Origin of the sequence: Sorangium sp. So ce363 (genome assembly GCF_051520435.1) — a bacterium.
GTDB classification, from domain to species: Bacteria; Myxococcota_A; Polyangia; order Polyangiales; family Polyangiaceae; genus Sorangium; species Sorangium cellulosum_B.
On the sequence record NZ_CP150333.1, the window covers coordinates 1,111,587 to 1,138,099 of the forward strand.

Consider the following 26,513-nt stretch of genomic DNA (forward strand, 5'->3'; position numbering starts at 1 on the left):
GAAGAGCACCATGCCTGATACAACCAAGATCCGGATTCGCCTCAAGGCCTTCGACCACCAGCTGCTCGACAAGTCGACGAGCGACATCGTCGAGACGGCGAAGCGGACCGGGGCGCACGTCGCGGGTCCTATCCCGCTGCCCACCGAGATCCGCCGTTACACGGTCCTGCGGGGGCCCCACGTCGACAAGAAGTCGCGCGAGCAGTTCGAGATCCGGACGCACAAGCGGCTTCTCGACATCATCGAGCCGACACAGCAGACCCTCGACGCGCTGATGAAGCTCGACCTCTCGGCCGGCGTCGACGTTGAGATCAAGAGCTAGGAGTCCAGGTACCATGAAGGTTACCGTTTACAACCTCAAGCGGGAGCAGGTCGGCGAACTCGACCTCTCGGACGAGGTCTTCGGGACCGAGGTGAAGGAGCACCTCTTCTACGAGGTCGTGAAGGCGCAGCTCGCGTCTCGCCGCTCGGGCACCAAGGCCACCAAGGAGCGGAGCGCGGTCGCCGGCTCCACGAAGAAGCTCTATCGCCAGAAGGGCACCGGCCGCGCTCGCCAGGGCTCGATCCGCGCGCCGCACCACGCGGGCGGCGGCATGGCGCACGCCCTGGAGCCGAAGGACTGGTCGTACCGTCCGCCCCGCAAGGTGCGGATCGGCGCCCTGAAGAGCGCGCTCTCGCTCTTCGCGAAGGAGGGGCGGCTCATCGTGCTCGACAGCCTGGAGGTCTCCGAGATCAAGACCAAGGCGATCTCTGCCACGCTGACGACGCTGCAGGCGGATCGGAAGTCGCTGGTCGTCGACACGGCCGGCAACGAGAAGCTGGTGAAGAGCCTCCGCAACCTGGAGAACCACCAGTACCTGCCGCCGGAAGGGGTCAACGTCTACGACCTCCTCAGGCACGACCACCTCATCGTCTCGAGGGACGCCGCCAAGGCGCTCGAGGCGCGTTGCCTTCGCTAGTCAGGGGAGTCCGACATGCAGCCCGAGCAGATCATCCGCCGGCCAATCATCCTCACGGAGAAGTCGAGCCGGCTCCGCGACCAAGGCAACAAGGTCATCTTTGAGGTCCGCCGCGAGGCGAACAAGATCCAGATCAAGGACGCCATCCAGACGCTCTTCAAGGTGGGCGTCGTGGACGTCAACACGCTGATCATGCGCGGCAAGGACAAGCGCATGGGGCGCGGCTACGCGAAGCTGCGCAATTGGAAGAAGGCGATCGTCACCCTCAAGGAGGGTGACGAGATCCAGTTCTTCGACGAGAAGGCGGAATAGCGATGGGAATCAGATCCTTCAAGCCGACCTCGCCGGCGCGGCGTTACTACTCGGTCAGCGACTTCAAGGAGATCACGAAGGTCGAGCCCGAGCGGTCGCTGCTGGAGCAGCAGACGTCCACCGGCGGCCGGAACAACAACGGCCGGATCACGTCGCGGTTCCGCGGCGGTGGTCACAAGCAGCGCTACCGGATCATCGATTTCCGGCGCGACAAGATCGGCGTCCCGGCGAAGGTCGCCGCGATCGAGTACGACCCGAACCGGACGGCGCGCATCGCGCTCCTGCACTACGTGGACGGCGAGAAGCGCTACATCCTGGCGCCCGACGGCCTCGCGGTGGGGGCGACGCTGCTCGCGAGCCGGAACGCGGACATCAAGCCTGGCAACAGCCTGACGCTCCGCTTCATCCCGCCCGGCACCTCGATCCACAACGTCGAGGTCAAGAAGGGCAAGGGCGGTCAGCTCGTGCGCTCGGCCGGCGTGGCTGCGCAGCTCATGGCGAAGGACGGCGACTATGCGCAGGTCCGCCTCCCGAGCGGTGAGATCCGCAAGGTGCACCTCGATTGCCGCGCCACGATCGGGCAGGTGTCGAACTCCGAGCACGCGAACATCAGCCTCGGCAAGGCGGGGCGCTCGCGCTGGCTCGGGCGCCGGCCGCACAACCGCGGTGTCACGATGAACCCCGTCGATCATCCGATGGGCGGTGGTGAGGGCCGGACGAGCGGCGGGCGCCATCCGTGCTCGCCGTGGGGTCAGCTCTCGAAGGGCCTCAAGACGCGGAACAACAAGCGCACCGACGGGATGATCGTCCGGCGGCGCGGGACCAAGGGTTAGTCATGCCGAGGAGCATCAAGAAAGGGCCCTTCATTGACGGTCACCTGCTGGAGAAGATCCAGGCGGCCCAGGCGACCAATGCCAAGAAGGTGATCAAGACGTGGTCGCGCCGCTCGACGATCCTGCCCGAGTCGGTCGGCCTGACCTTCGCCGTGCACAACGGGAGGAAGTTCGTTCCCGTGTTCGTGACGGAGAACATGGTCGGCCACAAGCTGGGTGAGTTCGCCCCGACGCGCACGTTCCACGGCCACTCCGGGGACAAGAAGGCCAAGGTCGCCAAGGGCGGCCCGGGCGGTCGCTGATCGCTCCGCGTCAACCGCGAGCGCATCGACATGAAGCGGGCAGGGTCGCAGCAGCGGCCCTGCCCGTTTTTTTTGAGTGGCTACGATCTGAGCGCCGCCAGCACGGGCGTCTCCGTCGCCGCGCGGGGCTCACCCGCACAGGAGACGGGTCCAGATCGGCGTTTTCGGCACGGAGGCGTACTCCTGTACGCCGAGCACCGAAAACGTCGAGATGGGCTCGTATCCGCAGCGGGTGAGCCCCGCGCCTAGAAGGTGCCGCGTAGACCGGCGAAGCTGGGGCCGACGAGCAGCTGCGTCGAGGCCGTGGCGCTCTGCGAGCCGCCAGCGCCGCCTCCGGTGAAGCTCAGGATGAGCAGGGTCGTGCCCGTGACGAGCCCGAGCGCGCCGACCACGACGCCGATGTTCGCGACCGTCTTCTGGGTCTTGCCGGCGTCGATGTCGTCCTGGCGATCGGCGGGGCAGGGGCCCCCGCAGGTCTCGGCGAGATCGCTGTAGGTGCTGTTCGCCATCAGCCCGGCGACGGTGAACATCGCGAGCCCCGCAACACCCACGCCGCCAGCGGCGTAGGCGTAAGGCCGCAGGTACGCACGCGGCGAGGGCGCTTCCGAGAAGGGCGGGCTCGGGCCCTCGTCGAGGAGCGCCGGAGCGCCGGAGCCGGCCTCGGTCGGGCCGCTCGGCTCGGCGTCGAGCGCGACGGTCTTCGCTTCGCCCGCCGAGAGATCGACGGTCTGCGGCGTCGAGGTGAGCTTGGTGCGCAGGACGATCTCGGTCTTGCCGGGCTTGACCGGGAACGGCTTGCCCCACCGCTCGCGCGGGACGTCCTTGCCGGCCACCGCGAGCGAAGTCGCCGCGTCCGGGTGCGCGACCGTGACCGTGACGAGGGCGATCTTGCGCGCGAGCTCGTCGCGCTCCAGCTGCGCCGTCTGCTCCGTCTGGGCATAGCGCGGCTCGTCCTTCGCCCGGGACGCGGCCTCCGCCGCGACCTGATCGAACTCGAGGTACGCCTCGATGTGATCGCCCAGATCCGCGAGGCAGCGCGCGATGTAGAGGCGGGAGTTCGGGCTCGGCACGGTGGCGTACGAGGCCCGGAACTGCTCCAGCGCAAGCGCGTGGCGCTTGCTCTCGTAGAGGGCAGCGCCCTTCTTGAAGTGGTTCTGCGCCTTCTCCACCGCGTCCGGCGCGGGCGTCGCCGCGGCGCCGTCCGCGCCGGCTGCGGGCCCGGGGAGCGTGCACAAGCACAGGCAAGATGCCGCACCGAAGAGCAGCGCACGGAGCCAGGGTCGAGATCGCACGGTGTTCAGATACCCGATGGGTTGTACTTCTTCTTGGGGGTGGGTTTGCCGGTCGTTGCCGGCTTGGGCGCAGGCTTCGCCGGCGTGGACGTCGTCCGGGGGCGCGCGGTCGACGGTGGGCGCGACGCCTGCGGCGCGGCGATGGGCTGCGCCGTCGCTGCCGCGGGCGCCTTGGCCGTCTGCGAAGGCGCCGGCTCCGCCGCGGAAGGCGTCGGCGAGGGCGCTGGCGCCGCCTCGGGAGGCGTCGACGACGCCTCGGGAGCGGGCGGCGACGCCGGCTCCGCCGCCTGAGGCTCCGCCGGCGAAACGGGCGCAGCCGGGACGGCCTCCGCTGCAGCCGCGGTGGCGGTGGTGTCGGCCGCCGCGGCCGCGGGCAACGCATCGACGCGCGCCTTGCCGATCTCCGGACGCGAGCGCTCGTCGCCGCCGCGCACGACCAGCGCGACGGCCCCGAGCGCCACGCAGAACATCGCCGCGCCAGCCACGATCAGCTGGAGCCGCTTGCGCCGCTCCCCGGTCTCGAACGATCGGTCGACCGCCGTGACCTCGCCGACGTCGTTGGCGAGGCTCCGCGAGCCGCGCCTCGCGAGGCGTTCGCTGAGCGCCGCGGCCCGGGACGCGGGCGGATCCGCCGCCGCGAGCACCTTCGTGGCGGGCACGCCGGCCGCCGGGAGGATCCGCTTGGCGGACGGGCCGAGCGGCTTGCCCTCGCGGGCGGCGGGCCGCGGGCTCGCCGGCTCGGCCGGCTCGCCGGGCGCGACGTCGGCCTGCAGGGCGGGCGCGATGATGAGCCGCGGCGGCACCCCGGCAGGCTGCGCCGGCACGGCGATCTCTTCGAACGAGATCGGCTCCAGGCTGACCGGCGGCTCCTCGTCCTTCTCCGCGGTCGGTGATGCGGCCCCTCTGCTGGACGCCGGGCCGGCGCCGGCTGGCGCCGCTGCCGCAGGGGGAGACCCCGCCGCGGCGGCGGGAGCGCCCTCGCGCGAGCCCGCGCCGACGTCGGCCAGCGCAGCGTGGCCCTCCAGAGAGGCCCCGGGCCGACGCTCCGAGTTCACGGCCGCGCCTGCGTCGACGGCCGCGATCGCGTCGCGGAGCTCCTGCGCGCGCTTCGACTGGATCTCGCCGATCGCCTGCCGCACGAAGGCCGCCACGTCCTCGTCGGTCGTGGGCTCGCCGAGCGTCGACGCGACCTGATCGATGGCCCGCTGCATCTCCGCGCACGTCGAGAAGCGGCTCTCGGGGTCCTTCTCGAGCGCCTTGAGGATGATCCTGTCGAGCTCGGGGTGGATCGCTCCGTTCAGCTCGCGCGGGGGGAGCGGGTTCTTGATGGTGATGTTCTCGATGGTCGCGAGCTCGGTCTCGGCGCGGAAGGGGTGCAGCCCCGTCGTGAGCACGTACAGCAGCGCGCCGAGCGAGAAGATGTCGCTCCGGCGATCGATGGGGAGCCCGCCGAGCTGCTCCGGCGAGAGGTACGGCGTCTTCCCCTTGACGATGCCGCCAGCGCGCGTGACGTGCAGGCGCCCCTTCGACTTCGCCACGCCGAAGTCGACGATCTTCACGAACCCGGCGGTCGAGATGAGCACGTTCGCCGGCGAGATGTCCCGGTGGACGAGGTCGAGCAGCACGCCGCTGTCGTCGCGGAGCTCGTGCGCGTTGTGGAGCCCCGCGCAGATCTGCGAGGCGATGCGGAGCACGATCCGCTGCGGGATGCCCCCGAGCCGCTTCGCGGCCTTCTGCAGCGTGCCGGCCGTCTCGCCGTCGACCCACTCCATCACGATGTAGAGGACATCGTCCTCCTCGCCGAGGTCGAGGATCTCGACCACGTTGGGGTGCCGGATCCGCGCCGCGACCCGCGCCTCGTCGAGGAACATCGACTCGAAGTCGGGGTCGTCGGAGACGTCGGGCAGCATCGTCTTGATGGCGACGATCTTCCTGAAGCCGCGGGTGCCCTGGAGGCGCGCGGCCCAGACGGCCGCCATGCCGCCCTTGGCGACCGGCATGAGGATCTCGTAGCGGCCGAGGGTGCTCCCCGGGCCCAGCTGGTCCACGGCCGACGCCGCGCGACCCCAGAGCTTGTTCGGGCCCTGCATCCCGGTCGGCGTGGCGACCGTCCTGCTGGAGGTCGATGCCGGACCGTTGCCGCGCGCGCCCTCCTGCGTCGCAGCCACCGCATGCGCCCCCCCCGGAGGCGCGGCCGCCGCCGGCGGGGGCGGCGGGGTCTTCGCTGCGACAGGGATGGCAGGCGCGGTGGCCGACGCGGGCGCGACGGGGGGCAGCGGCTGAGAGGGCTCGGCCGACGCGGGCGCAGCCGGCGGGAGGGGCACCGCCGGTGTCGCCGGCGCGCGGCTCGTGGCCGTCGCCAGCGGCGGCGCGGGCGTGGCGGCCGCGCGTGGCGCCGGCGTCACGGCGGGCACCACGGGCGTGCGGCGCGTCGCAGCGGCCGGTGGCGGCACAGGTACCCGAGGCGTCGGAGGGCTCGGCGTGAGCGCTGGCACGACGGCGGCAGGCGCTGCAGCGGCGACCTTGCCGTGCGTCTCGGGCTGCGCCGGCGATGCCGCGCGAGCCGGCGGCGGCGGGCGAGGTGGCCTCGGGGCCGGCCCTCCCGGGGCCGGCTTCGGCGCCGTCCCTTCGGCCGGTGTCGGCGTCGCCCGCGCCGCCACGAGGGGGTCGCCCAGATCGCCCGGGCGCGGCGCGGCGGGCCGCGCGGGCGGCTGCTCCTTCGCCGTGGCCGCCCCCGTCGCTGCGGCGCGCTCGGTGCTCGCCCCGGCGGCGGCGCGATCCTCGGTCCCCTGGCCCGACAGCTCGATCCGCGGAAGGGTCTGCGCGGGACGCCGCGGCCCGGGCAGGTCGCGGGCGGGGACCTCGTCCACCGAGCCCCACCCGGTGTCGACGCTGGCGTGCACCGCATCGGTGCCCGCGGGTCCCGCGCCGTTCGACGCGCCTGCGCCGGCCGCTGGCTTGGCCCCCAGACCGTTCTTTGGCGCGGCGGCGTCCTTCGTCGCCGTCGCGCCGCTCGTCGGGCGAACCTGGCTCGCGGCGATCGCGCCGCCCGCGGCCACCGGCGGCGCGCCAGGCGTCGCCGGGTTCGCGCGCGCGCGCGGCGACGGCGCGGTGATCGCCTGACGCGGGCTGTCGCCGCGGGGGGAGAGCGCGCCGTCGGCCGCGGGGATCGCCACGCCCACCAGCGTCATCCCCCGCGCGCGCGGCGGCGGCCGCGGCTCGTCCGCGCCAGCGGGGCTCGCCATGGCCGCCGCGATCATCGTCCTGCGCGGCTCGATCGTCTTGCCGGCCAGCCTGCTTACCGCCGCGGCCACGTCCTCATCCCCGGCGATCCGCCCTGCTCCCGCGGCCTCCAGCGCCGCGAGCATCGCCGAGGCGCTCTCGAAGCGGCGCGCCGGATCGCGCTCGAGCGCCGTCTGGACGACATCGACGACCTCGGCCGGGACGGCGCTCCCGGCGAGCCCCGCGAGCTGCGGGATCGGCGCCGACTGCACCTTCTGGATGACCGCAGCCTCCAGCTTCGACGAGAACAGCCGCTGCCGCGCGAGCAGCTCCCAGAGGACCACGCCGACCGAGAAGAGATCCGCGCGCGGATCGAGCGGGGCTTCCGCGTGCGCTGCCATCGCCTTGACCCGCTCGGGCGCGGCATAGGCCAGCCGATCGGGGTTCCTCGTCCCCATGGGCGCGAGCCCGGCGATGGCCCGCGCGACGCCGAGCCCGCCGACCCGGGTGACGCCGTCGATGCCGACGGAGACGTGGGTCGGGTTCAGCTCGCCGTGAACGAGCGGCGCCGCCTGCGCCGTGTGCGCGGACGCGAGCGCGCGCAGCACGTCGATCGCGATCCGGAGGGACACCGGCGGCGGCAGCCCCTCGGCGCCGGCCGCCGACACCAGCGCGCCCAGCGGCTCGCCCTCCACGTACTCCGAGACGATGAAGACCTCGCCGTCCGCGATGCGGGCGTCGAGCACCGAGAGCACGTTGGGGAAGCGGACCTGCTGCGCCATCCCGGCTTCGCGGAGGATGCTGTCGGCGGTCTCGGCCTTCTTCGTGAGGTGCCGGTAGATGCGCAGGATCGTGACGGGCGGCGCGCTCTTCGCCTCGCCCTCGTCGGAGGACGCCCGCGCCAGCCACGTGGAGCCGATGCCGCCGCCGGAGAGCTCTCTCAGCAGCTCATAGTTGCCGAGTCGCGAAGCAGAGCCCGCACCGGGCGGCCTGTCGAGCGCCATGGGATTCGCATGCTATCAGGACGTCAGAAGCTGGATCCAGCGTTCACGGCCGACGACTCGGCGAGTTTGGGCGTATCCGGAGCGCCCTGTCAGGTGGGCCTCGCATGGGATTCAAGCCGGCGCTGGACGGTCGGGCCAGCGCCGCGCGTGCGGCGAAATGCCACGTGCTCGCGAGATCTCGCCGGCGTGTGGGCGCTGCGCGCGCGGCCGGGCACACGCCCGCGACGAGCCGCAGGGCCGCGCGGCGAGGGCGCTCCTCGAAGGCGCGCCACCGCTGCGCGATCATGTCTGGAGCGAGGGGCGCGGGCCCCTCTGTTCACACACAGGTGCTCGGGTGTGGGGAGCTCGGTGTGGGCCGTCCAGGTCAGCGAGCTCAGGGGCGCGACACGCTGGACACGCGGAGCGCACTGGGGTGAACGGTCAGCGTCACGAACCTGGTTCGGCGCTCGTGGCTCGAGAAGGCGCTCGCGGCGACGGGGATCCCGTGCCGGAGCGCCACGGCGACGTGGGGGCCCGGATCGACCCGGATTGCCCGCGACGGCTGCGTCACCTCGCCGTCGAGCAGCAGGGTCACGCCGTCGGTCGCGCCGGCGAGGTTCAGCACGATCCTCGGCATCCGTCCGTCGAGGTCCTCGAGGCGCGCGTCGATCTCGGCGAGCACCCCCGGCGACGCCTTCCGCGCGTCCGCGTCCGCGTCTGCGATCGCGCGCGCGTTGTGGTACGTCCGCTCGGCCGTGCGCAGCCGGCCGAGCCGCTCGTGACAGAGGCCGATGTGGTACGTCACGTTCGCCGTCGGCCGCCGGCGGGCGATCGCCTCGAACCTGTCCAGCGCGTCGGCCCAGCGCCCCGCGATCTCGAGCGTCAGCCCCTGCGCGAACTGGAGCCTCAGCGCGCGCGTCGCGCTGTCGTCCTGCGCATGCAGCCAGGAGGGCGAGAGCAGCGCCCAGCAAACGAGCCCGAGCGCAGCGGCGCGCCGCCAGCGGCGTCGGCGAGGAGCGGTGATCGGTGCGGCGCTGGTCATCAGAACCCGGGGCTCGTGATGCGGGGTCGAGATGGCCCGCGCGGCGCTTGCCAGCGCGGGGGCTTGTCCTCGTAGGCCGACGAGACGTCGTCGCTGCCCGGGTCCCTCGCGGCGCGCTCGGGCGAGCCCGGCGCGCCGCCGCGGCTCGCCGCGTTCCGTGGCGGTGCGTCGCTTCTCGTCGCCTCGGGCGCGCTGGCGCCGCGCCGCCAGGCGGCGCCGCTGCCGGCGAAGGCCGTGGCCAGCACGGGGCGGAGGCTCTCGCGCGCCGCGCTCCCGGGCCCCGCGTCCGCCTGCTCCCGCAGCGCGGCCGAGCTGAGCGCCGCCGCGAGCGCCGCGGCGCCCGCGAGACGGATCGCCAGGATCGTCCTCGCGCGGCGCGCCGCGCCCTGCGGGGCGGCGGCGCCCTGCGTGCGCCCGATCGTCGTCGCCTCCCGCCATCGAGGCGCCCGCGGCACCCGGGTCCAGAGCCGCTCGAGGGCGCGAACGGCGAGCCTCGGGGGCGCGGCGAGCGCGCCGCGGGCTCGCGTCACCTCCCCGGGCCGCGAGCCTGCGGCCGGCGGCGAGAGGACCACGATCGGCGCGGGCGCGCTCGCGCCGAGATCGTCGAGCGCGGCCTGGAGATCCGCGCGCAGCGAGGCCGCGTCCGGGTAGCGCCGCGCTGGGTCCTTCTCGAGACACCGGCCGGCGATCTTCCGGAGGCGCGGCGGGATCGAGCTCGGCAGGGGCGCGGGCTCGGTCTCGAGGATGCGCCGGAGGACCGCGTGGTGGTTGCCTCCCGTGAACGGCTGCGCGCCGCTGAGCGCCTCGTAGAGCATGACGCCGACCGCCCAGAGATCGGCGCGCGCGTCGATGGTGCGCTTGCCGAGCACCTGCTCCGGGCTCATGTACGAGGGCGTCCCGAGCAGCTGCCCGTCGATGGTGATGGCGTCGCCCGCGCCCGTGAGCTGGCTGATGCCGAAGTCGACGATTTTCGGCACGATCCCCTCGCCGGGGACCGTCGCCATCATGATGTTCTCCGGCTTGATGTCGCGGTGTACGACGCCCTCGGCGTGAGCGGCCGAGAGCCCGCAGCACACCTCGATGAGGACGGGCACCACCTCCTCGGGCGGCAGCGGCCGGTTCGGCTGGAGGCGGTCAGCGAACGGCGAGCCCCGCAGGAGCTCCAGGGCCAGGAACAGGTAACCCTCGTCCTGTAGCTCGCCGGCGTCGACGACGCCGACGATGTTCCGGTGCTGGAACTTGCCGATGATCTTCGCCTCCCGGATGAAGCGCCCGACGACCTGCTCGTCCCGGAGCGCCGGGGACAGCTTGAGCGCCACGTCCCGGCCGATGAGCTCATGGCGCGCCCACCACACGCTCGACATCCCACCCGCGCCGATCTGCCGGATCAGCCGGAAGCGACCTCCTGCAACGTCCCCGGCATGAAGCATGTGCCCCCTTCGCCCATCGCGCGTGAGAAGCCTTCACGCCGATCGAGCAACGACAGCGGAAAGCACGAGCAAGGCCACCGGGCCGGCCGCCCGCCGTCGGCGTCGAACCGACCCCGGAGGCGGCGACGCTCGTCAGGGGCGATAGCGCTCCAGGATGTCGTTCGAGAGCTTCACGCCGAGCTCCTGGTAGCCGCGGAAGGTCAGGTGGACGCCGTCGCGCGACGCGCGCGGCGGGCGCTCGCGGTACCAGGTCTCGATCGAGCCCCTTCCGCCCATCGCCTGGTACGTGTCCCAGAACGCGCAGCCGCCCTCCCGCGCGGCGTCGCGCAGGACGTCTCGGACGACGGGCGTGCGCTCCGGCGCGTCCCTCCGGTCCGTCGGCGCGAGCACCAGGCAGTCGACGTCGGGCTCCACCCTGCGGGCGCGGGCGAGCAGCTCGGCGAGCTGCTTCGCGTAGAGGGAGGGATCCGTGGTGACGTCGCCCGCTTCGTTCGTGCCGTACTCGATCACGACGAGCTCCGGCGAGCGCCGCGCGAACTCGGCGGCCCAGCCGAGCTCGCTCCACCGGAGCGGCGTCGCCAGGCGGGCGCCGTTGATGCCGAGCGTGTCGAGCACCACCCCGGCCCCGGCCTCCGGATCGCGCTCGACGACCAGCCCGCAGAGCTCGGCCCCGCCCGACGGCGCGACGCCGAGCTTCACCGCGCCCACGCTCGCCAGCCGCGTGTGCTGCAGCGCGCCGGGCGCCTCGCCCGCGGCCGCGCGGAGCACCTCGCTGGGGCCGCCCTCGATCGTCACCGCGACCTCGTCGGTCGGCGCGCTCGGGCGGAAGCACACGTCCCAGATCAGCCGCGCGGAAGGCGCCGCCGAGGTGAGCGAGATCTCCGCGCGCACCGGCGCCGTCTGCGCGCCGAAGAGGATGCCCCCGAGCCCGAAGACGCCGTCGTCGGCCGGCGTGGAGCCGCCCGGAGATTTCGGGCGGGTCCGCCACTTGCCGTCGGCCGTGAGCCGCGCGCCGTTGTGGCGGTAGACGGCATAGCCGAGGTGCACGAAGCCGAGCCCGCCGTCGCCGAAGCGCCGCTGCAGCGCGGCGCGGACCGCGCCGCTCCAGAAGTCCGCCGCGGCGTGCGAGTCACCGAGCCAGGCGATGCGCACGTGATCCCGGCGGCGACCCTGCTCGAGCGCGCGGAGCGCCGCGAAGAAGTGGGCGTAAGCCCCGTCCTCGGGGCGCAGCAGATCCAGCTCTGGCGGGCGCGCCGGCGCGGGCTCCGCGGGGCTCGGCGCGGCTGTTTCCGGGGCGGAGGCCTCTGCGAGGCGCGGCGGGGGCGAAGGCGCGGGCGGCGCGGATCCCACCTCGGGCGCGGGCGGCGCGACGTGCTCGCGCGTCGCGCTGCAGCCGAGCGCTGCGGCCTCGAGCAGCGCCGCGAGCAGCGCCGCGAGGGCGCGCCGCGACGCGGCGGAGAGGGGCCGCGCCGGCGCTCGCCGCCGCGGGGCGCGGCAGGACGCCGCGCGGCGCTCCGGGATCTGCGCGCGGGCTGCGGGGCGGGCTGCGCCCCTCACGACAGCGGATCCTCGATGTCGGGCTCGGCGTCCGCGCTGACCTCGATCTCCTGGCGCTCGCGCCGCTCGCGGACGCGCTCCTGGACGGCGCCGACGAGCACGTCGACGTACGACTCGAAGGGCGGGCACGCGATCCCCGCGGCCGTGAGCACGAGATCCGCGTTCCGGGCGTCGTAGCGCACCGGGGTCATCAGCTGCTCGACGAACGCGCGCGGGCTGCGGACGAAGCGCTCGATCCCGGGCGTACGGAGCAGCGCCTTGGCGAGGTTCGACGGGATGTGACCGCGCGCGGCGCGGCGGCCGCTCGCCCGCGCGATGAGATCGAAGACCCGCCGCGCCGACAGCGGGTGCGGATCGGTGACGTGGAGCGTGCGACCCGGCGCGAGGCGGTTCAGGCCGATCGCGTGCGTCGCGCGGACGACGTGGTCGATCGGGACGATGTTGAGCGGCACGTCGCCGCGGCCGGGCATCGGGATCGCCATGTCGGCCGGCGCTGCCATGATGAGCAGCACCAGGAGGTACAGGCCGTCGAGCCGGTCGATCTCCCCGGTCGTCGCGTCGCCCACCACCGTCGTCGGCCGGACGACCGCCGCCGGCACGTGGCGCATCGCCCGCCGCACGAGCACCTCCGCGCGCATCCGCGTCTCCTCCACGGGGTTGCGGAACGCCTGGCCGGCCTCGAGATCGTCCTCGTACACCATCCCCGTCCGGTCCCCCGCGACGAACGCGGTCGATTGATGGACGAGGCACTGGAGCGAGGTGCAGGCGCGGGCGAGCTCGATCACCTCGGCCGTCCCGACGACGTTCACGGCGTGCGCGGTGCTAGGAGCGGCCCCGGCGTGGCCCACGTGCGCGAGGTGATGGATCCGGTCGACCTCGCGGGCCAGCTGCCGGAACTCGGCGCCCGACAGCCCGAGATCCATCGCCGCGACGTCCCCCTCGAGCAGCACGAGGCGCTCGCGGTCCGCCGCCGGGAGCGCGTCCCGCTCCGCGCTGGCCTGCGCCGACGACTTCGCGATCACGACGGCGTACACGAGCGTGCGCGGCTCCGACGCGAGGATGTGCTGCAGCATCTTCCGCGCGATGAACTTGGGGAAGCCGGTGATGAGCACCACGCTGTCGTAGCCGGGGCGAGGCATCGGCTGGAGCTTACCGCAGCGGTGCGCCTGCTCCGCAGCTTTCCGCTGAGGCCGCCTCGGACCAGCGCAGGGGTGATGGGGGCAGCTGCCACGCTGCGCGCCGCTGTCCGGCCGGGGCGTGCACCCGCGGCTGCAGCCAAGCGCTTTCACCATCGGCGACCGCGGCCCGACGGTTCCTCGCTCGGTCGATGCGATGTGCCCGGGAGTCGCCTCCTCGCGCCTCCTCGCGCCTCCTCGCGCCTCCTCGCGCCTCCTCGCGCACGAGTCGCTCGGCGACGAGGACCTCACGTGCGTCGCCCGGCGCGCGCGGCGATTTTGCAGGTTCGTGGTCGATCGCGGCGGGAAGGCGCTACCGTTCGGGTCGTGATCGTGCGATCGACCTCTGCCGTGCGCCGCGGCGCTGCGGTGCTCCTGGCCATCGTCCTCGGCCTGAGCGCGGGCGCTCTGGGCTGCAAATCGCCTGGCGCGCCGTCCGACGCCGGCGCCGCGGCCCTGAGCCCCGTGCCCGCGCCGGCGGGGCTCGTCGCCGAGGCGTTCCTCCCGACGCCAGACGCCACGTGGGCCAAGGCGCGCGCCCTCGTCGGCGGCTCGGCGGCGCTCCTCCCGAGCAGCGCCGGCGCCCTCGCGGCGTCGCTGCTCGGCCTGCCCATCACCGTCGCGTCCGAGATCGACGGCGGGGTGCCGGTGCTCGGCGCGGCCGTGGAGGCCGCGGATGGGGCGCGCCCGCGGGCCGCGCTCGGCATCCACGTGAAGGACGGGGGACGCTTCGTCGACCAGCTCACGCGAGGCGAGGGGGCGCGCTTCCGCGCGAAGCCCGACGCGGCGACCGCGATCGCGCTGCTCGAGCCGCTCCATGGCGCGAGCCCGGTGGCCCTCGGCGTCCTCGGCAACTACCTGCTCGTCGCGGAGACGCCGGGCGACCTGATCTCCCTGGGCCCCTACGTCGCGCGGACGATGCCTCAAGCGCAGGTGCCGAAGGAGGATCTCGCGGTCGAGATCCCGAGGGCCGCGCTCGAGGGCCCGGTGCTCAAGGCGGCTCGGAGCGCCTGGGACAAGGCGCGCGGGCCCGACGGCGCGCCGCGCGCCACCGCGGTGCCGCTCGGTCCGATGATCGAGAGCGCGCTCGCGATGCTCGGCGATCTCGAGCGAGCGCGCCTCACGCTGGTGCTGGACGAGAACGCGCACCTGCGCGTCTCCGGAACGCCGAAGGCAGGGGGTGGCCCGGCGTCGAAGGCGTCGGCCGATCTCGCCGTCGGCGACGTGAAGCCGCTGCTCGATCTGCCAGCCGACTCGCTCGTCGGGATCCTCGTCCGCGATCGGGCCGCGACGCGCGCCGAGAACGTGCCCAGGCTCGTCGACGCCCTCGCTGGGCTCGTCGAGGGCGACCTCCCGGCCGCGGAGCGGGAGCGGCTCGGCGCCGCGATCCGCGCGGCGTCGGACGCGCGCGGCGACTGGTTCGCCGGCGGGCTCCGCTTCGACGGCGCGGGTCCCACGGCGTTCGTGCGCGCCGCCGTGGGCGACCGGGCCAAGCTCGAGACCTCCATCCAGGATCTCCTCGGGACCGCGGAGCTCCCGCCGTTCAAGGCCGCGCTGCAGCGCGAGGGGCTCCGGGTCTCCGCGGGCAAGGCGGCGCTTCCGCTGCTCGACGGCGACGTGCGGCGGGTGCGGTTCGAGCGGACCGCGGGGGCGAGCGCGCCCGCTGGCGCGGGAGGGGCGCCGGCGCGCAAGGGGCCGCAGGGCGGAAAGGGCGGGCCCGCCGCGCAGGGAGCGTCGCTTCCGCCGTCGTCGATCGAGCTGCTCTACCTGGTCCGCGACGACGGCCTCTTCGCGTCCGTCGGCAACGATCCGGGCGCGGGGCTCCGCAGCGTGGTCGGCGCGCTCCAGGGAGAGCGCCTCGGCGAGGTCCCGTCCATGAAGACCGCGCTGGCGCCGCTCGGCTCGGACATCGCGTTCGCGCTGGTGGTCGAGCCGCTGCGGCTCGTCGCGAGCCGCCTTGGCCAGCCGGGCGCGGGCGACACCGCGCCCGTGGTGATCGCGGCCGGCGCCGCGCCCGAGAGCGCCGGCTCACCCGCCGCGTTCTGGGCGCGCGCCGACGTCGCCGCCGCGGCGATCCGGGAGCTCGCCCGGCTCGGAGGCGCCTTTTGACGAGCGCGGCCCGCGCGCGAGCGCTCGTCCTTCGCGGGATCCATGCGTTCCTGCTCGCGCTCCCCGCGGGGTGCGCGACCAAGGGGGGCGCCGACTGGGTCCACGACGGCTCGAGCGAGCCGCAGATCGCGCGCGGAGGCGGCGGCTGGCTCCACGAGTCCTCCCCGGACGACGGCGATCGCGACCGGCGCGCCAGCGCCGCTGTCGACGGCGCGCCGGGCGAGGCGCCCGGCGCGGCGCAGGCCGATCTGGGCGGCGCCGCGGGCGCGGCCTCCGCGCAGGGCGACCCCGCGATCCTCGTGCGAGAGCACGGCCGGCCCGCGCGCGCGACGCCGGCGTCACAGGCGGCGCCGGGGCTCGCACCCGGGATGTTCCGGAACACCTACTACGACTTCCCGAGCGAGGGCGGAGGGCCGAAGGATGCGGTCCTCTACGACGCTGCCTGCGCGCCGCTCGCGAGCGTTCCGCGCGCGTTCCACGACCAGGTCTGCGTCCAGGGCAGCGGCCGGCTCGCTTCGGGTGACACGGTAAGCTTCGCGCGACGCGGCTGCGCGTGCGCCGATGTCTGCCCGCGCACCGGCCAGCAGGTCTGCTTCGAGCGGCTCGATCCGCGGCGGTTCCCGTATGGCCGCGGCGCGACCGGGCGCCCGATCACCCCGCTGCGCACGGTCGCGGTCGACTCGAGCGTCATTCCGCTCGGCACGTCCCTCTTCGTGCCCGAGCTCGTCGGGCTGCCGCTGCCGGGCGGGGGCCGACACGACGGGTGCTTCGTCGCCGAGGATCGCGGCATCAAGGTCGTCGGACGGCAGATCGACGTCTTCACCGGCGATCCTGCGGTCACCGCGCGCCTCAACGCGCTCTTTCCGTCGAACCGCGGCGTGCGCCCCGTGCTCGACGACGCGCGCTGTCGCGCGATCTTCGCCGCGCGGGGGGCCTCCTGAGCGCAGTCTCCCGCGGCGTCGCCGGGGGCGCCCGCGGGGGGAGCGCGAGGGACCGTAAGGCCGGCCGCCCTCCCGCGTGAAATCCGGAACCTGGCGCGGGCGGGGAGGTGATACGATTTCCCGCCTTCCGGTGGCCGAATGACCTCACGTGGCGTCATCCCCGAGTCCGTCATCCCTCCGCCCTCGGAAGTCACGGACACGCCGGACGAGAAGCAGCGGGCGCGCGCCCGCCTCGGGATGACCGTCAAGAACAAGTGGCGGATCGACTCGCTCCTCGGCGTGGGCGGCATGGCCTCCGTGTACGCCGCCACCCACCACCGGAACGGCTCGCGCGCCGCGCTGAAGATCCTGCACGCCGAGTTCGCGCGCGACGTCGGCATCCGCGAGCGGTTCCTGCGCGAGGGCTACGTCGCCAACAAGATCGATCACCCCGGCCGGGTCGCGATCCTCGACGACGACATCACCGAGCAGGACGAGCCGTTCCTCGTGATGGAGCTGCTCGACGGCGAGACCGTCCAGCAGCTCTGGAAGCGCAAGAGCCGGAAGCTCCCCGTCGCCGAGGCGCTCTGGATCGCGGGGGAGGTGCTCCTCACGCTCGAGAGCTTCCACGCGGAGGGCATCGTCCACCGCGACCTGAAGCCCGCGAACATCTTCATCACGAAGGACAACGTGGTGAAGCTGCTCGACTTCGGCGTGGCGAGGATGCGCGGCGCGCCCGGCGACAAGACCAAGGCGGGCACGGCGCTCGGGACCCCCTCGTTCATGGCGCCCGAGCAGGCGATGGGGCTGACCGAGGGGGTCGACGGGCGGGCGGATCTCTTCTCGATCGGCGCGACCCTGTACGCCGTGCTCAGCGGGCAGCGCCTCCACCAGGGGCGCTCGGACAACGAGGCGTTCATCCTCGCGGCGACGACGCCGGCGCCGTCGCTCGCGCGGATCGCGCCCGAGCTGCCCGCCTCGGTCATCGGCCTCGTCGACAAGGCGCTCGCCTGGGACAAGCGCAACCGCTTCGAGTCGGCCGCGCACATGCGGCAGGAGGTGCTGCGCGTCCTCGAGGAGGTCGGCGCGTCCGTGCCCCGCCGCTCCTCGCCGCAGAGCACGAGGCGCCCCCCGCCGGACGACTCGCCCACGGCCGTCGGGATGCGGGCGGCGGAGGAGCCCGCGCCTCACGACGAGCCGGGCGAGGCGGAGCCGGACGACCCCGCGGTCACGCGGCTCACCGAGGTGTTCCGCCGCATGGAGCGGCTGCTCCCGGCGGTGCGTCACTACGGCTGGACCCATCCGGACGCGGACAACAAGCTCCGCGCGACCTTCCAGGCGATCGTGGAGGCGCTGCGCGCGGACGGGAGCCTCGTCCACTGGACGCTGACGCCGTACGCCTTCGAGCATCGCCGGCGGACGGTGTGGGAGCCGTCGCACCCGCTCGACCTCGTCCCGTACAACCTCTTCGCGGCCGGCGTGCGGCGCGTCCAGCTGCTCCCTGGCATCACGGAGGACGAGCTGCGCGCGCTCTGCGAGGTGCTGCTGCTCGATCCGCTGCGCGACCTCGCCCCCGAGGACGACGTCGCGGCCGCCCTGTGGGAGCGCCGCCTCGAGCACGTGCGCTACGACGTGGTGAGCGTCTTCGTCGAGGGGGACGCGGCCGATCGCGAGCAGTTCTGGCACGAGGCCGACGACCTCGAGGGCATGGCCCGGCGCGCCGCCGAGGAGAAGGCGAACCGCGCCGAGGCGGCGGCGATGGTCATCGACACCGACGCCGCCGCGCTGCGGGCCGCGCGCCGCGCCGCGAGCGCGCTCGCGCTCGACCCGGTCGCGCAGCGCGCGCTCGGCACGCAGCTGGTCATGAGCCCGGACCGCTGGAGCGAGCGCTTCGTCGAGGTCGTGGCCGACGCCTTCCTGAACGCCAGGCGGTACAAGGACGTCGAGCTCGTGACCGAGCCGATGGCCGCCTCGGCGCGCGATCTCATCCTCGCGCGCCGCTTCGAGGTGCTCTTCGGGATGCACGACGCCATCGAGAAGGCCCTCGACGCGCTCGCGCCCAGGCAGCAGGGGGGCGCGCTCGCGACGGAGCTCGCCCGGGGGATGTTCCCGCCCGACACGATGCGGCTGCTCCTCCGCGAAGCGACGCGCGTCGTCATGACGGCCGCCCCCGGCGGCGCGGCGCAGCCCGCCCCCGTGGACCTCGATCTGGTCGCGCAGCGGCTCGCGCCCATCCTGCACAAGCTCGGCAGCGAAACCCTGCCCGTCGCGATGGAGGTCGTGGGGCACACCGGCCACGAGGCGCTGCGCCGCGCGCTGCTCGGCCACGTCGAGCGGACGCTGCCCGGGCACGAGGAGGGGGTCGTGGACGCGCTCATGACGCTGGATCTCGACGTGGCCCGCCCGATCCTCAAGATGTTCGCCGCGTCGCGGACGCCGGGCGCCCTGGGCGCGCTGAAGCGGCTCTCCGGGTGCGCGAACGCGGCGCTCCGCTGCGAGGCGATCGCGCACCTCGCGACGAGCCCCGAGCAGATCCGGGACGAGCTGCTCTCGCTCGCCGAGTCGGCGCCGCCCGACGTGCGCGTCGCGGCGCTCCGCACGCTGGCGCACCACCAGGTCCGCGCGGCCGGCCCGCTGCTCGTCCGCCGCGTGCAGGACAGCTCGTTCCACCAGCTCACGCTCGACGAGCGGCGCGAGTTCCTCGGCGCGCTCTACACGCTCAACCCGGCGCGCGGCGAGTCGGTCGCCGTCGAGCTGCTCCAGCGGCACGGCCTCCTCGCGGACGACGCGGCGGAGCAGACCCGCTGCCTCTCGGCGGAGCTGCTCGGCCGCGAGGCGCGCTCGCAGGAGGCGCTCGACGCCGCGCTCGCCGCCACGAAGCGGCGGCCCTGGAACAGCCAGGCGCTGCGCGACGCCGCGGGCGCCGCCGCCGAGGCCATCGCCGCGCGCCTCGGCAAGCGGATCTCGACCGCCGGGGAGGTCCCGTGATGGCGCCCCAGGTCGACGTCATCAGCCAGAACGTGTCGGAGAACATCCGCCGCGAGCAGGCGCGCGATCTCGCCGCCAGCGTGGTGCAGGCCCTCTTCCGGCTGGTGAAGCTCTCGACGCTGCACGCGATCGACAACCAGGCCATGGTGCGGCAGGTCGAGGAGACGGTCTCGCTGGTCCAGGACTTCGGCCAGCGCTCCGGTCACAACGTCTCGATCCTGTTCACCCGCGGCTCGGTGTTCGTCTCCGGGCAGCTCCTCAAGGCGAACCGCGCCGTCTACGAGGGCGCGCTCGAGCTCGGCGACGTCCTGAGCCGCTGCGGCTACTCCGAGATCGGCGTCGCCAAGGACGTCCGCGCGAGCGATCTCTACGCCCTCGCCTCCGCGCTCGCCGAGGCCCTCCGCAGCAGCAAGCCGGCGCTCGCCGACCGCCCGGCGCCGCGCATCCGCCTGCGCGCCGTGGACGAGGCCGTGCTCCGCCGCGAGGTGGCGATCGATCGCGAGGGCGACGAGACCTCCGCGATCGTGCGCACCTACGCGACGGCGATCGTGATCATCCGCCGGTTCTACGACGACCTGCGGCACGGCCGGTACACGCTGCGGCAGGGCGTCAAGCGCATCACGCAGCGCCTCGTCGACCTCTCCGCGAACGAGACGCCGGCCTTCCTGGGCGTCACCGCGCTGCGCAACCAGAACCACGACGACGCCGGGCGCGCCGTGAACACCGCGATCCTGAGCCTCGCGATGGCGCGGCAGATCACGAGCGACGTCGTCCTTCTCCAGCGGCTCTCGATGGCGGCGCTGCTCTTCGACATCGCCCGGCCGCGCCTCACGGGCGCCGCGACGAGCGGCTCGGGCGGGCTCGTCCCGCAGCTGAGCGAGCAGCAGGAGGCGGACGTCCCGGCGGGCACGGCGGTCGTGCTGACCGCGCTCGGCCTCGTCAACGAGCCGAGCGTGATGCGCACCGTCGTGGCCTACGAGGCGCACTGGGTGCGCCGCCAGCCGGCGCTCGGCCCGGTCTACCGCGGCCTCCGCCAGCCGACGCTCCAGGCGCGGATCCTCGCGACCGCCCGCGCCTTCAACGACCTCCTGACGCCGGCCCCGGGCGAGGCGCCGCTCTCCGCCGACGAGGCCATCGCCAAGCTCGAGCAGGAGGCGGCCGATCCGGCGGACCGCGCGGTGCTGCGGCTGCTCGTGGGCGCGCTCGGCATCTTTCCGACCGGCACGCTCGTGGAGCTCTCGACCGGGGAGGTCGCGCTCGTCGTGCAGACGCCGACGCACCCGGCCCGGTACTCGCAGCCGCGCGTCCGGCTGGTCCTCGACGCCGCCGGCGGTCCCATCCCGCGCGCGCTCGAGGTCGATCTCGCCGAGCGGCCTCGCCAGGGCGAGCCGCCTCGGCACATCCGCCGGATCGTCGCGACGAGCGACGACCCCGCCGCCGCGTCGATGCGCGCCCACGCGGCGATCCAGGAGGCGCCGCAGGTGTCGCTCCGCTCGCCGGTGCTCGCGGCGGAGCCGCCGCCGATCCGCAACGCGCCGGCGTCGCCGCTCGGAAACCTGCGCATGCCGCCGCAGCAGCAGATCACGCGGCCCTCGTCGCCCACGCTGCCCATGACCAACGCGCCGGCGAGCCGGAGGACGCAGCCGCGGGCCAGCGACGCCGCCCGCGGGCCCGCCTCGCCGCCCGAGGCCACGTTCGGGGGGCTGCCGGACGACGGCGCGGACGCCAGGATGCTCGCGGATCTGCCGCCTGCGCCGTCCGGCAGGCTGTCTCCGCCCTTGCGGTCAGGGCGCACGACGGCGCGCTGGCCAGATCCACCGCATCTGGAGCCCGCCGCGGTGGCGGACCCAACCTCGCCCGCCCCGGGCGCTCATGGAGAGGAGTCGTGGTCGGTGCAGACAGACAGCGATCCGGACGAGGTCCCCGAGGAGAGCGCGCGGCCGCCGTCGGTGCGCACCCGCGGCTGGGGAGATCCGCCGCAGCGGCGCGAGCGCAACCCCGTGTCTGATCTGCCTCCGTCGGCGATGGCCGGTCCGATCGCCGTGCTGTCGTTGCCGGGCGACCCGCCGACCGCGGAGGGCACGCTCGCGCGCACGCCGCTCGTCCACCTGCTCGTGTACATGCTCGACCGGCGCCTCACCGGCACGACGTGCTTCATCGACCCCGACGGCGTCCGCCACGGCATCTTCTTCAGCGAAGGCGTGCCGGCCAAGATCTGGACCGGGACGATCATCGCCCCGCTCGATCGGGTGATCCTCGATCTCGGCCTCCTGGACGAGGCGACGCTCCGGGAGACGCTCCGGGACATCACCAAGCGACGGGTGCTGCATGGCCGGCTGCTCGTCTCCCGGGGCCTGCTCGACAGGGAGACGGTGTTCGGCGTGCTGCGCGAGCAGCTCGTGCGCAAGCTGGTCGCGCTCTACGATCTCCCGCCCGGGACGCGTTACGCCTACTACGACGCCCAGAACCTGCTGTCGTCCTACGGCGGTCCGGAGCTCATCGGGTGCGAGCCCCTCGCGGTGATCATGGCGGGCGTCCGGCTCCACGCCGACGATCCGCTGATCGACACGACCCTGGACCGGATCCAGAACCGGCAGCTCGGGCTCCACGTCGAGGCCGAGATGAAGCGGTTCCAGCTCCATCGCGACGAGGCGGCCATCGTGGATCTCCTGCGGATGCGGCGCATGACGCTGGCCGAGCTGCTCGCCGCCGGCGTCGCGCAGGAGCGCGTCGTGCGGCTGATGATCTATGCGCTCGCGATCACGCGGCACCTCGATCTCGGCGCGCCGGGCCGGCGCCCTGTCGGGGTCGGCGGTCCCGCCGGGCCCGGCCGGGAGCGGGCCGCTGGCGCGCCCCCGGCCGAGGCGGGGCCAGCGCCCCAGCGCGAGCCCTCCGGCGCGGCGGCGCGCTCGCCGCGCCCCACCGCGGGCTCGACGATGCCCGGTCCACGCCCGGCGCGCGGCGAGGCCGAAGGCCGCGCACCGCAGCGGCAGCCCGACGACGTCGCCGCGCCGTCCAGCAGGCGCGCCGGGGTCCCGGTCGCCCCGCGCCGCTCCACGGCGCCACCCCCGGCCGCGGCGCCGGAGGCGGCGTCGTGGAGCGGCGCGCCCACCCCGAGCCCGGCGGCGCCCTTCGACGCGCGCGCGTCCGGCGGTGATCCGGGCGGCGGTTACCGCGGCGTGGATCCGAAGGCGCTGAGGCCGCCTCCTGCGCCGACCTTCGCCGGCGCCCGCGTTGCGCCGCCGCCCCAGCAGGCGCCCACCGTCAAGATGGCGGCGGTCGGCCCGGAGGGCAGCAGGGCTGCGCGAGGGGCGGGGCGCGCCGAGGCGCCGTCGCCTGTGCCGCCGGCGCGCGCCGCGGAGCCAGCGAAGCCGCAGGGACCGGCGGCGCTCGCGCCCGATCTCCCCCCGCTGCCGCGCGCCGCGCCGAACCCCGAGCTCGCCGCGCGCCGCGCGGAGATCGAGGCGCGCGCTGCGTCGATCGACGGTGAGAGCTTCTTCGAGATGCTCGGCGTCGCGGAGGACGCCCCTCCGGAGCGCGTGCAGAGCGCCTATTTCGCGCTCGCCAAGCGGTGGCACCCCGACCGGACGCCGGCGGAGCTCCAGGACGTCAAGCCGCTCGTCGCGCGCGTGTTCGCCCGCATCAGCGAGGCCTACCAGACGCTGAGCGATCCGAAGCGGCGCGCCGAGTACCAGAGCGCGCCGAAGGAGGCCCCGCCCCCCGCCGAGGACGAGCAGCGGATCGCCCGCGCCGTCGACGCCGCGCTCGAGTTCCAGAAGGCCGAGATCCTGCTCAAGAAGAACGACCTCGCGGGCGCCGAGGCCCGCGCGCGGCGCGCGCTCAACGCCGACCCGGAGCAGCCCGAGTACATGACGTTGCTCGTCTGGATCCAGGCGCAGCGGCGCGGCGATCCGCCCGTGCTCGCGGAGGGGGCCACGAGCGCGCACTACGACGATCTGATCCAGACGCTGGATGCCGTCCTGGAGAAGGAGCCTCGCTACGAGCGGGCGCTCTTCTACCGCGGCATGCTCCTCAAGCGCTCGGGGAGGATCGACAAGGCGATCGGCGATTTCCGCCTGGCGGCAGAGCTCAACCCGAAGAACCTCGACGCCATCCGCGAGGTCCGCCTGCAGGAGATGCGGAGCCGCACGACGAGCGATACGACGCCCGCGGGCGGTCTCCTCGGCAAGTTCTGGAAGCGCTGACGCGCGTCAGCGCACGCGCGTCAGCGCGTCAGCGCGCTGCCGCGGGCACCGCGCCGAGCGACCGCAGCGCGCGGCAGACCGTCTCGTCACGGCAGGGCCCTATCCGCCCTGCGTGCGCCGGCCAGGGCACGTCGCGCACGCGGTGCAGATCGCGCACGTCGGGGCCTCGCCACGGGCCGAGCGCCCGGTCCACGCGCGCCTCTCGCTCGCTCGTCGCCGGCAGCGACAGCTGCACCTGCGGCACGATGCCCACCTTCTGCACCGGCGCGCCGTCGGGGAGCGCGTAGAGGAGCGTCGTGAGCCGCAGCACGCCGACGTGGGCGTCGTCGTCGAGGTATTCCTGAGCGCACCCCTTGCCGTACGTCCGATCGCCGATGATCACGCCGCGCCGGTAGCTGGCGATCGCGCCGGCGATCATCTCCGCCGCGCTCGCGGAGTCGCCGTCGACGAGCACCGCGAGCGGCCCGCTCCACCCGCGCTCCTCCGGGACGTCGGGCGAGCGCTCCACCTCGACGCCGCCGTCGCGGCGCCGCATCGGGAACAGCGGTACGCCCGGCAGGAACAGCCCTAGCGCGGCGATCGCGCCGTCGGTCGAGCCGCCTCCGTTCGCGCGCACGTCCAGCATCACGCCCCGCGTGTCGCCCTGCGCGCGCGCGCGGAGGAGCGCCGCCGCGACCCGATCCCCGAGGTCGTCGGGCACGTCGGGGATGGCGATCACCGCGACCTTGCCGTCCCCGTAGCGCACCAGATCGAGCGGCAGCTCCGAGGGCGCCGCCTCGGCCGGCTGCGGTCCGACCGGGTGCGGCGCCACGGTCAGCTCGAGGGGCGCCGCGACCCCGCGCCGCAGCAGCGCCACGCGAGCGGTCGTCCCGGGGTGCACGTCGGACAGCACGGCGAGCTGCTCGGCCTGCTCGACGCTCATGCCGGAGATCGGCAGATCCTGGATCCGGATCACCACGTCCCCGTCCTCGAGCGGCGCGAGCGCGCCGCGGTCGATGCGCACCCCGATCGCGGTGCGCGTCATCTCTTGCCAGAGCCGGGCCGGCGGGTGCGCCTCGAGGTCGAGATCGTAGATGGAGACCTCCTCCTCGAGCGGCGCCCAGGCGCCGTGCGCGTCCAGCTGGGGCACATAGGCGCGCACCGCGGCGGCGATCACCGTGCGCGCCCAGCCGTCCTCGCTCATCGAGGGCGCCGCCCGCTCGCGCACGGCGTCGGCGTACCGGGCGAGCGGCTCCCCGACATGCGCGCGCAGCCCGCCGACCTCCCGGCCGAGCTTGCGCGCGAGGTCCCGGGCGCTGCGCGTCACCTCGCCGTCCTCGAACGGCGCCGACGACACCAGCTCCCACGCCGCGGCGTGGGTCGCGGGCGGGCTGGCCAGGCCGCGCCGGTAGCCGTCATCGAAGAGCCTATCGAGCTCGCGCGACCACCGGGCGAGCTCCTGCCCGACGCGCAGCGCCGCCGCGCACGGCCCGCTGCCCACGGGCGCCTGCAGCTCGTCCAGGAGCGCGGCGGCTTCCCGCTGCAGCGAGGCGCCCACGGGCGTGTCGGGGGCGACCGACCACAGCCCGTGCGGATCCAGCCAGTCGGAGGTCGCTTCGGCAAACTTTGCGGGATCGACGCGGAGCGGCGGAGCGGCCAGCGTGGTGCGGGCCTGGGCCACGATGGCGCGGGCCTGCTCGCAGCCGAGCGACGTCGGCGCCCCGGTCGGCACCGCGATGCCGCGGTCGAGGGCGTTCGGGTCACAGCCGACGCCGTCGATCTCCTCGTCGTCTGGCGCGACGGTGTGGAGCAAGGGCCGCGCGATCCCGCGCCGCGCCCTCGCGAGGGGGATCTCCGCCTCGCGCGAGAGCAAGGCGAGCGTCGCCAGGCTTGCGGCGATGCACGCGACGGAGCCCGCGACGCGCGTCCTCACTGCTCCCCGGATATCACGATGCGGCGCGCGGGGGCAGGGGCGACCGCGGCGGCGGCCGCGCGGCGAGCGAGCGCGCGCGCCGCTCGGGCGGCGCCGTCGCCCGCGGCCTGGGGCCTCGGCGCGCACATCGTCCGCCTCATTCGCCGCTCGTGCGCTGTGGATCTGGGCTCAGCGCTGCGCATTCGTGCTCCTCGGCTTTCCCGCAAAGCTTTCGCTTCCGTCGAGGGATCCGAACACGTTGCGCATTCCAGCGCAAAAAAAGGCGATTTCCTAGGGTTTATCCCGGCATCGCGCCTGCATCTGCGTCTGTGCCGCCCGCCGGCTCGTAGGGGCTCGCAAACCAACCCTCCTTGATCGGCGCGCGCGGTGGGAGAGCGGAGAGATCATGAGCGCCACCTGGGATCGTGCGGCATTCTCGGCTTATCGTACAGAGCTCGCGAACTACGCCACCCTGAGCCCGGACGCCGAGCGGGAGCTCGCGCTCCGCTGGCGAGCTGGTGACCAGGACGCTGGCCGGCGCCTCATCGAGGCGTGTCTGCCCTTCGTGATGACGATCGCTCTCGAGTACCGCCGCTGGGGGCTGCCGATGGAGGACATCGTGCAGGAGGGGAACATCGGCCTCCTGAAGGCCGCGGAGCGCTTCGATCCGGACCGCGGCTGCCGCCTGGCGACGTACGCGGCCTACTGGATCCGGGCGGAGATCCGCGAGCACGTGGCGCGGGGGTACCGGATCGTGCGCCTCGGGTCGTCGAAGAGCGAGCGGCGCGCGCTGCGCATCTACCGCAAGACGCACGAGAAGGACCCGGCGGTGCTCGCGGAGCTGAGCGGCCTGTCGGAGGAACGGGCGGCCGAGCTGCTGCCGCTGCTCATGGCGCGCGACGTCAGCCTGGAGCGCTCTCCGACCGAGGACGGCGTAGCTCCGGTGGAGCGGCTCGCGTCGAGCGCGCACACGCCGGAGGACGAGGCCTGCGACGCCGATGAGCGCGCGCAGCTCTCGCGCGCGCTGCTCCAGGTCGTGAACGAGCTGTCGCCCCGCGAGCGCTCCATCATGAACCAGCGCTGGCTGACGGACAGCCCCGTGACGCTCGAGCAGCTCGGCGCCGACTTCGGCGTCAGCAAGGAGCGCGTGCGGCAGATCGAGGAGCGCGCCAAGAAGCGGATGCGCGCGCGCATCGAGGAGATCACCCGAGAGCCGATGGCGAAGAGCGCTTAAGGCGCCTGTGGCAGCGAGACGCGGCGCTGGAGCGCGCCGCGTCTGGCCGCGCGCGGCTC

At 74.3% G+C, this 26,513-nt stretch carries 17 protein-coding genes; 10 read left to right on the top strand and 7 right to left on the bottom strand.

The window, feature by feature from the left end; translation table 11 throughout:
* Positions 1-10 precede the first annotated feature (10 nt).
* From rpsJ to rpsS, 5 genes are read left to right on the top strand one after another with little or no spacing between them, the layout of a single operon-like run.
* Positions 11-322 carry a 30S ribosomal protein S10 gene (rpsJ, locus tag WMF12_RS04190; RefSeq protein ID WP_272100105.1) on the top strand — a complete coding sequence of 104 codons (312 nt, stop codon included), beginning with the start codon at positions 11-13 and terminating at the stop codon, positions 320-322.
* A gap of 13 nt (positions 323-335) precedes the next feature.
* Complete coding sequence (gene rplD / locus WMF12_RS04195) at positions 336-959, top strand: 50S ribosomal protein L4 (protein WP_437744333.1); 624 nt, start codon at positions 336-338, stop codon at positions 957-959.
* 15 nt (positions 960-974) lie between these two features.
* Positions 975-1,271, top strand: a complete 297-nt coding sequence (locus WMF12_RS04200; RefSeq protein ID WP_012233478.1) for a 50S ribosomal protein L23 — start codon at positions 975-977, stop codon at positions 1,269-1,271.
* A gap of 2 nt (positions 1,272-1,273) precedes the next feature.
* A complete protein-coding gene (gene rplB / locus WMF12_RS04205) occupies positions 1,274-2,104 on the top strand; it encodes a 50S ribosomal protein L2 (protein ID WP_437279857.1) in 831 nt (276 codons plus the stop codon).
* Positions 2,105-2,106: 2 nt separating this feature from the next.
* Entirely contained in the window at positions 2,107-2,406 is a 300-nt protein-coding gene (rpsS, locus tag WMF12_RS04210) for a 30S ribosomal protein S19 (protein ID WP_012233480.1), read from the top strand.
* Positions 2,407-2,651: 245 nt separating this feature from the next.
* Here the strand turns inward: rpsS and WMF12_RS04215 are convergent, their stop codons facing one another.
* The 6 genes from WMF12_RS04215 to WMF12_RS04240 all read right to left on the bottom strand — a co-directional run bounded on the left by WMF12_RS04215 (position 2,652) and on the right by WMF12_RS04240 (position 13,071).
* Entirely contained in the window at positions 2,652-3,698 is a 1,047-nt protein-coding gene (locus WMF12_RS04215) for a tetratricopeptide repeat protein (protein WP_437866139.1), read from the bottom strand.
* A 5-nt stretch (positions 3,699-3,703) separates the two neighbouring features.
* The gene (locus tag WMF12_RS04220) at positions 3,704-7,924 is read right to left on the bottom strand and encodes a protein kinase domain-containing protein (RefSeq protein WP_437866140.1); all 4,221 of its coding nucleotides are present in this window, start codon (positions 7,922-7,924) and stop codon (positions 3,704-3,706) included.
* A 373-nt stretch (positions 7,925-8,297) separates the two neighbouring features.
* Positions 8,298-8,945 carry a tetratricopeptide repeat protein gene (locus WMF12_RS04225; protein ID WP_437866141.1) on the bottom strand — a complete coding sequence of 216 codons (648 nt, stop codon included), beginning with the start codon at positions 8,943-8,945 and terminating at the stop codon, positions 8,298-8,300.
* Positions 8,945-10,375, bottom strand: coding sequence for a protein kinase domain-containing protein (locus WMF12_RS04230; protein ID WP_437866143.1), 1,431 nt, complete (start codon positions 10,373-10,375; stop codon positions 8,945-8,947). The genes WMF12_RS04225 and WMF12_RS04230 overlap by 1 nt, the downstream gene beginning before the upstream one ends.
* Before the next feature lie 132 nt (positions 10,376-10,507).
* Positions 10,508-11,932: a GDSL-type esterase/lipase family protein gene (locus tag WMF12_RS04235; RefSeq protein WP_437866144.1), complete on the bottom strand. Its 1,425-nt coding sequence runs from the start codon at positions 11,930-11,932 to the stop codon at positions 10,508-10,510.
* Positions 11,929-13,071: an SDR family oxidoreductase gene (locus WMF12_RS04240; protein ID WP_437866146.1), complete on the bottom strand. Its 1,143-nt coding sequence runs from the start codon at positions 13,069-13,071 to the stop codon at positions 11,929-11,931. The genes WMF12_RS04235 and WMF12_RS04240 overlap by 4 nt, the downstream gene beginning before the upstream one ends.
* A gap of 369 nt (positions 13,072-13,440) precedes the next feature.
* Between WMF12_RS04240 and WMF12_RS04245 the strand changes: the two genes are divergently transcribed.
* The 4 genes from WMF12_RS04245 to WMF12_RS04260 all read left to right on the top strand — a co-directional run bounded on the left by WMF12_RS04245 (position 13,441) and on the right by WMF12_RS04260 (position 23,329).
* Positions 13,441-15,216: a hypothetical protein gene (locus WMF12_RS04245; protein WP_437866147.1), complete on the top strand. Its 1,776-nt coding sequence runs from the start codon at positions 13,441-13,443 to the stop codon at positions 15,214-15,216.
* The gene (locus tag WMF12_RS04250) at positions 15,213-16,157 is read left to right on the top strand and encodes a 3D domain-containing protein (RefSeq protein WP_437866148.1); all 945 of its coding nucleotides are present in this window, start codon (positions 15,213-15,215) and stop codon (positions 16,155-16,157) included. Before WMF12_RS04245 ends, WMF12_RS04250 begins: the two co-directional genes overlap by 4 nt.
* 138 nt (positions 16,158-16,295) lie before the next feature.
* Positions 16,296-19,124: a protein kinase domain-containing protein gene (locus WMF12_RS04255; protein ID WP_437866150.1), complete on the top strand. Its 2,829-nt coding sequence runs from the start codon at positions 16,296-16,298 to the stop codon at positions 19,122-19,124.
* Entirely contained in the window at positions 19,124-23,329 is a 4,206-nt protein-coding gene (locus WMF12_RS04260; protein ID WP_437866151.1) for a DnaJ domain-containing protein, read from the top strand. The genes WMF12_RS04255 and WMF12_RS04260 overlap by 1 nt, the downstream gene beginning before the upstream one ends.
* Positions 23,330-23,357: 28 nt before the next feature.
* On the opposite strand, the gene WMF12_RS04265 is transcribed toward WMF12_RS04260, so the two are convergent.
* Entirely contained in the window at positions 23,358-25,241 is a 1,884-nt protein-coding gene (locus WMF12_RS04265; protein ID WP_437866152.1) for a S41 family peptidase, read from the bottom strand.
* Between the two features lie 385 nt (positions 25,242-25,626).
* On the opposite strand from WMF12_RS04265, the gene WMF12_RS04270 reads away from it, so the two are divergent.
* Positions 25,627-26,454 (top strand): sigma-70 family RNA polymerase sigma factor, encoded by an 828-nt coding sequence (locus WMF12_RS04270; RefSeq protein WP_437744346.1) that lies wholly within the window; start codon positions 25,627-25,629, stop codon positions 26,452-26,454.
* Positions 26,455-26,513: the final 59 nt, after the last annotated feature.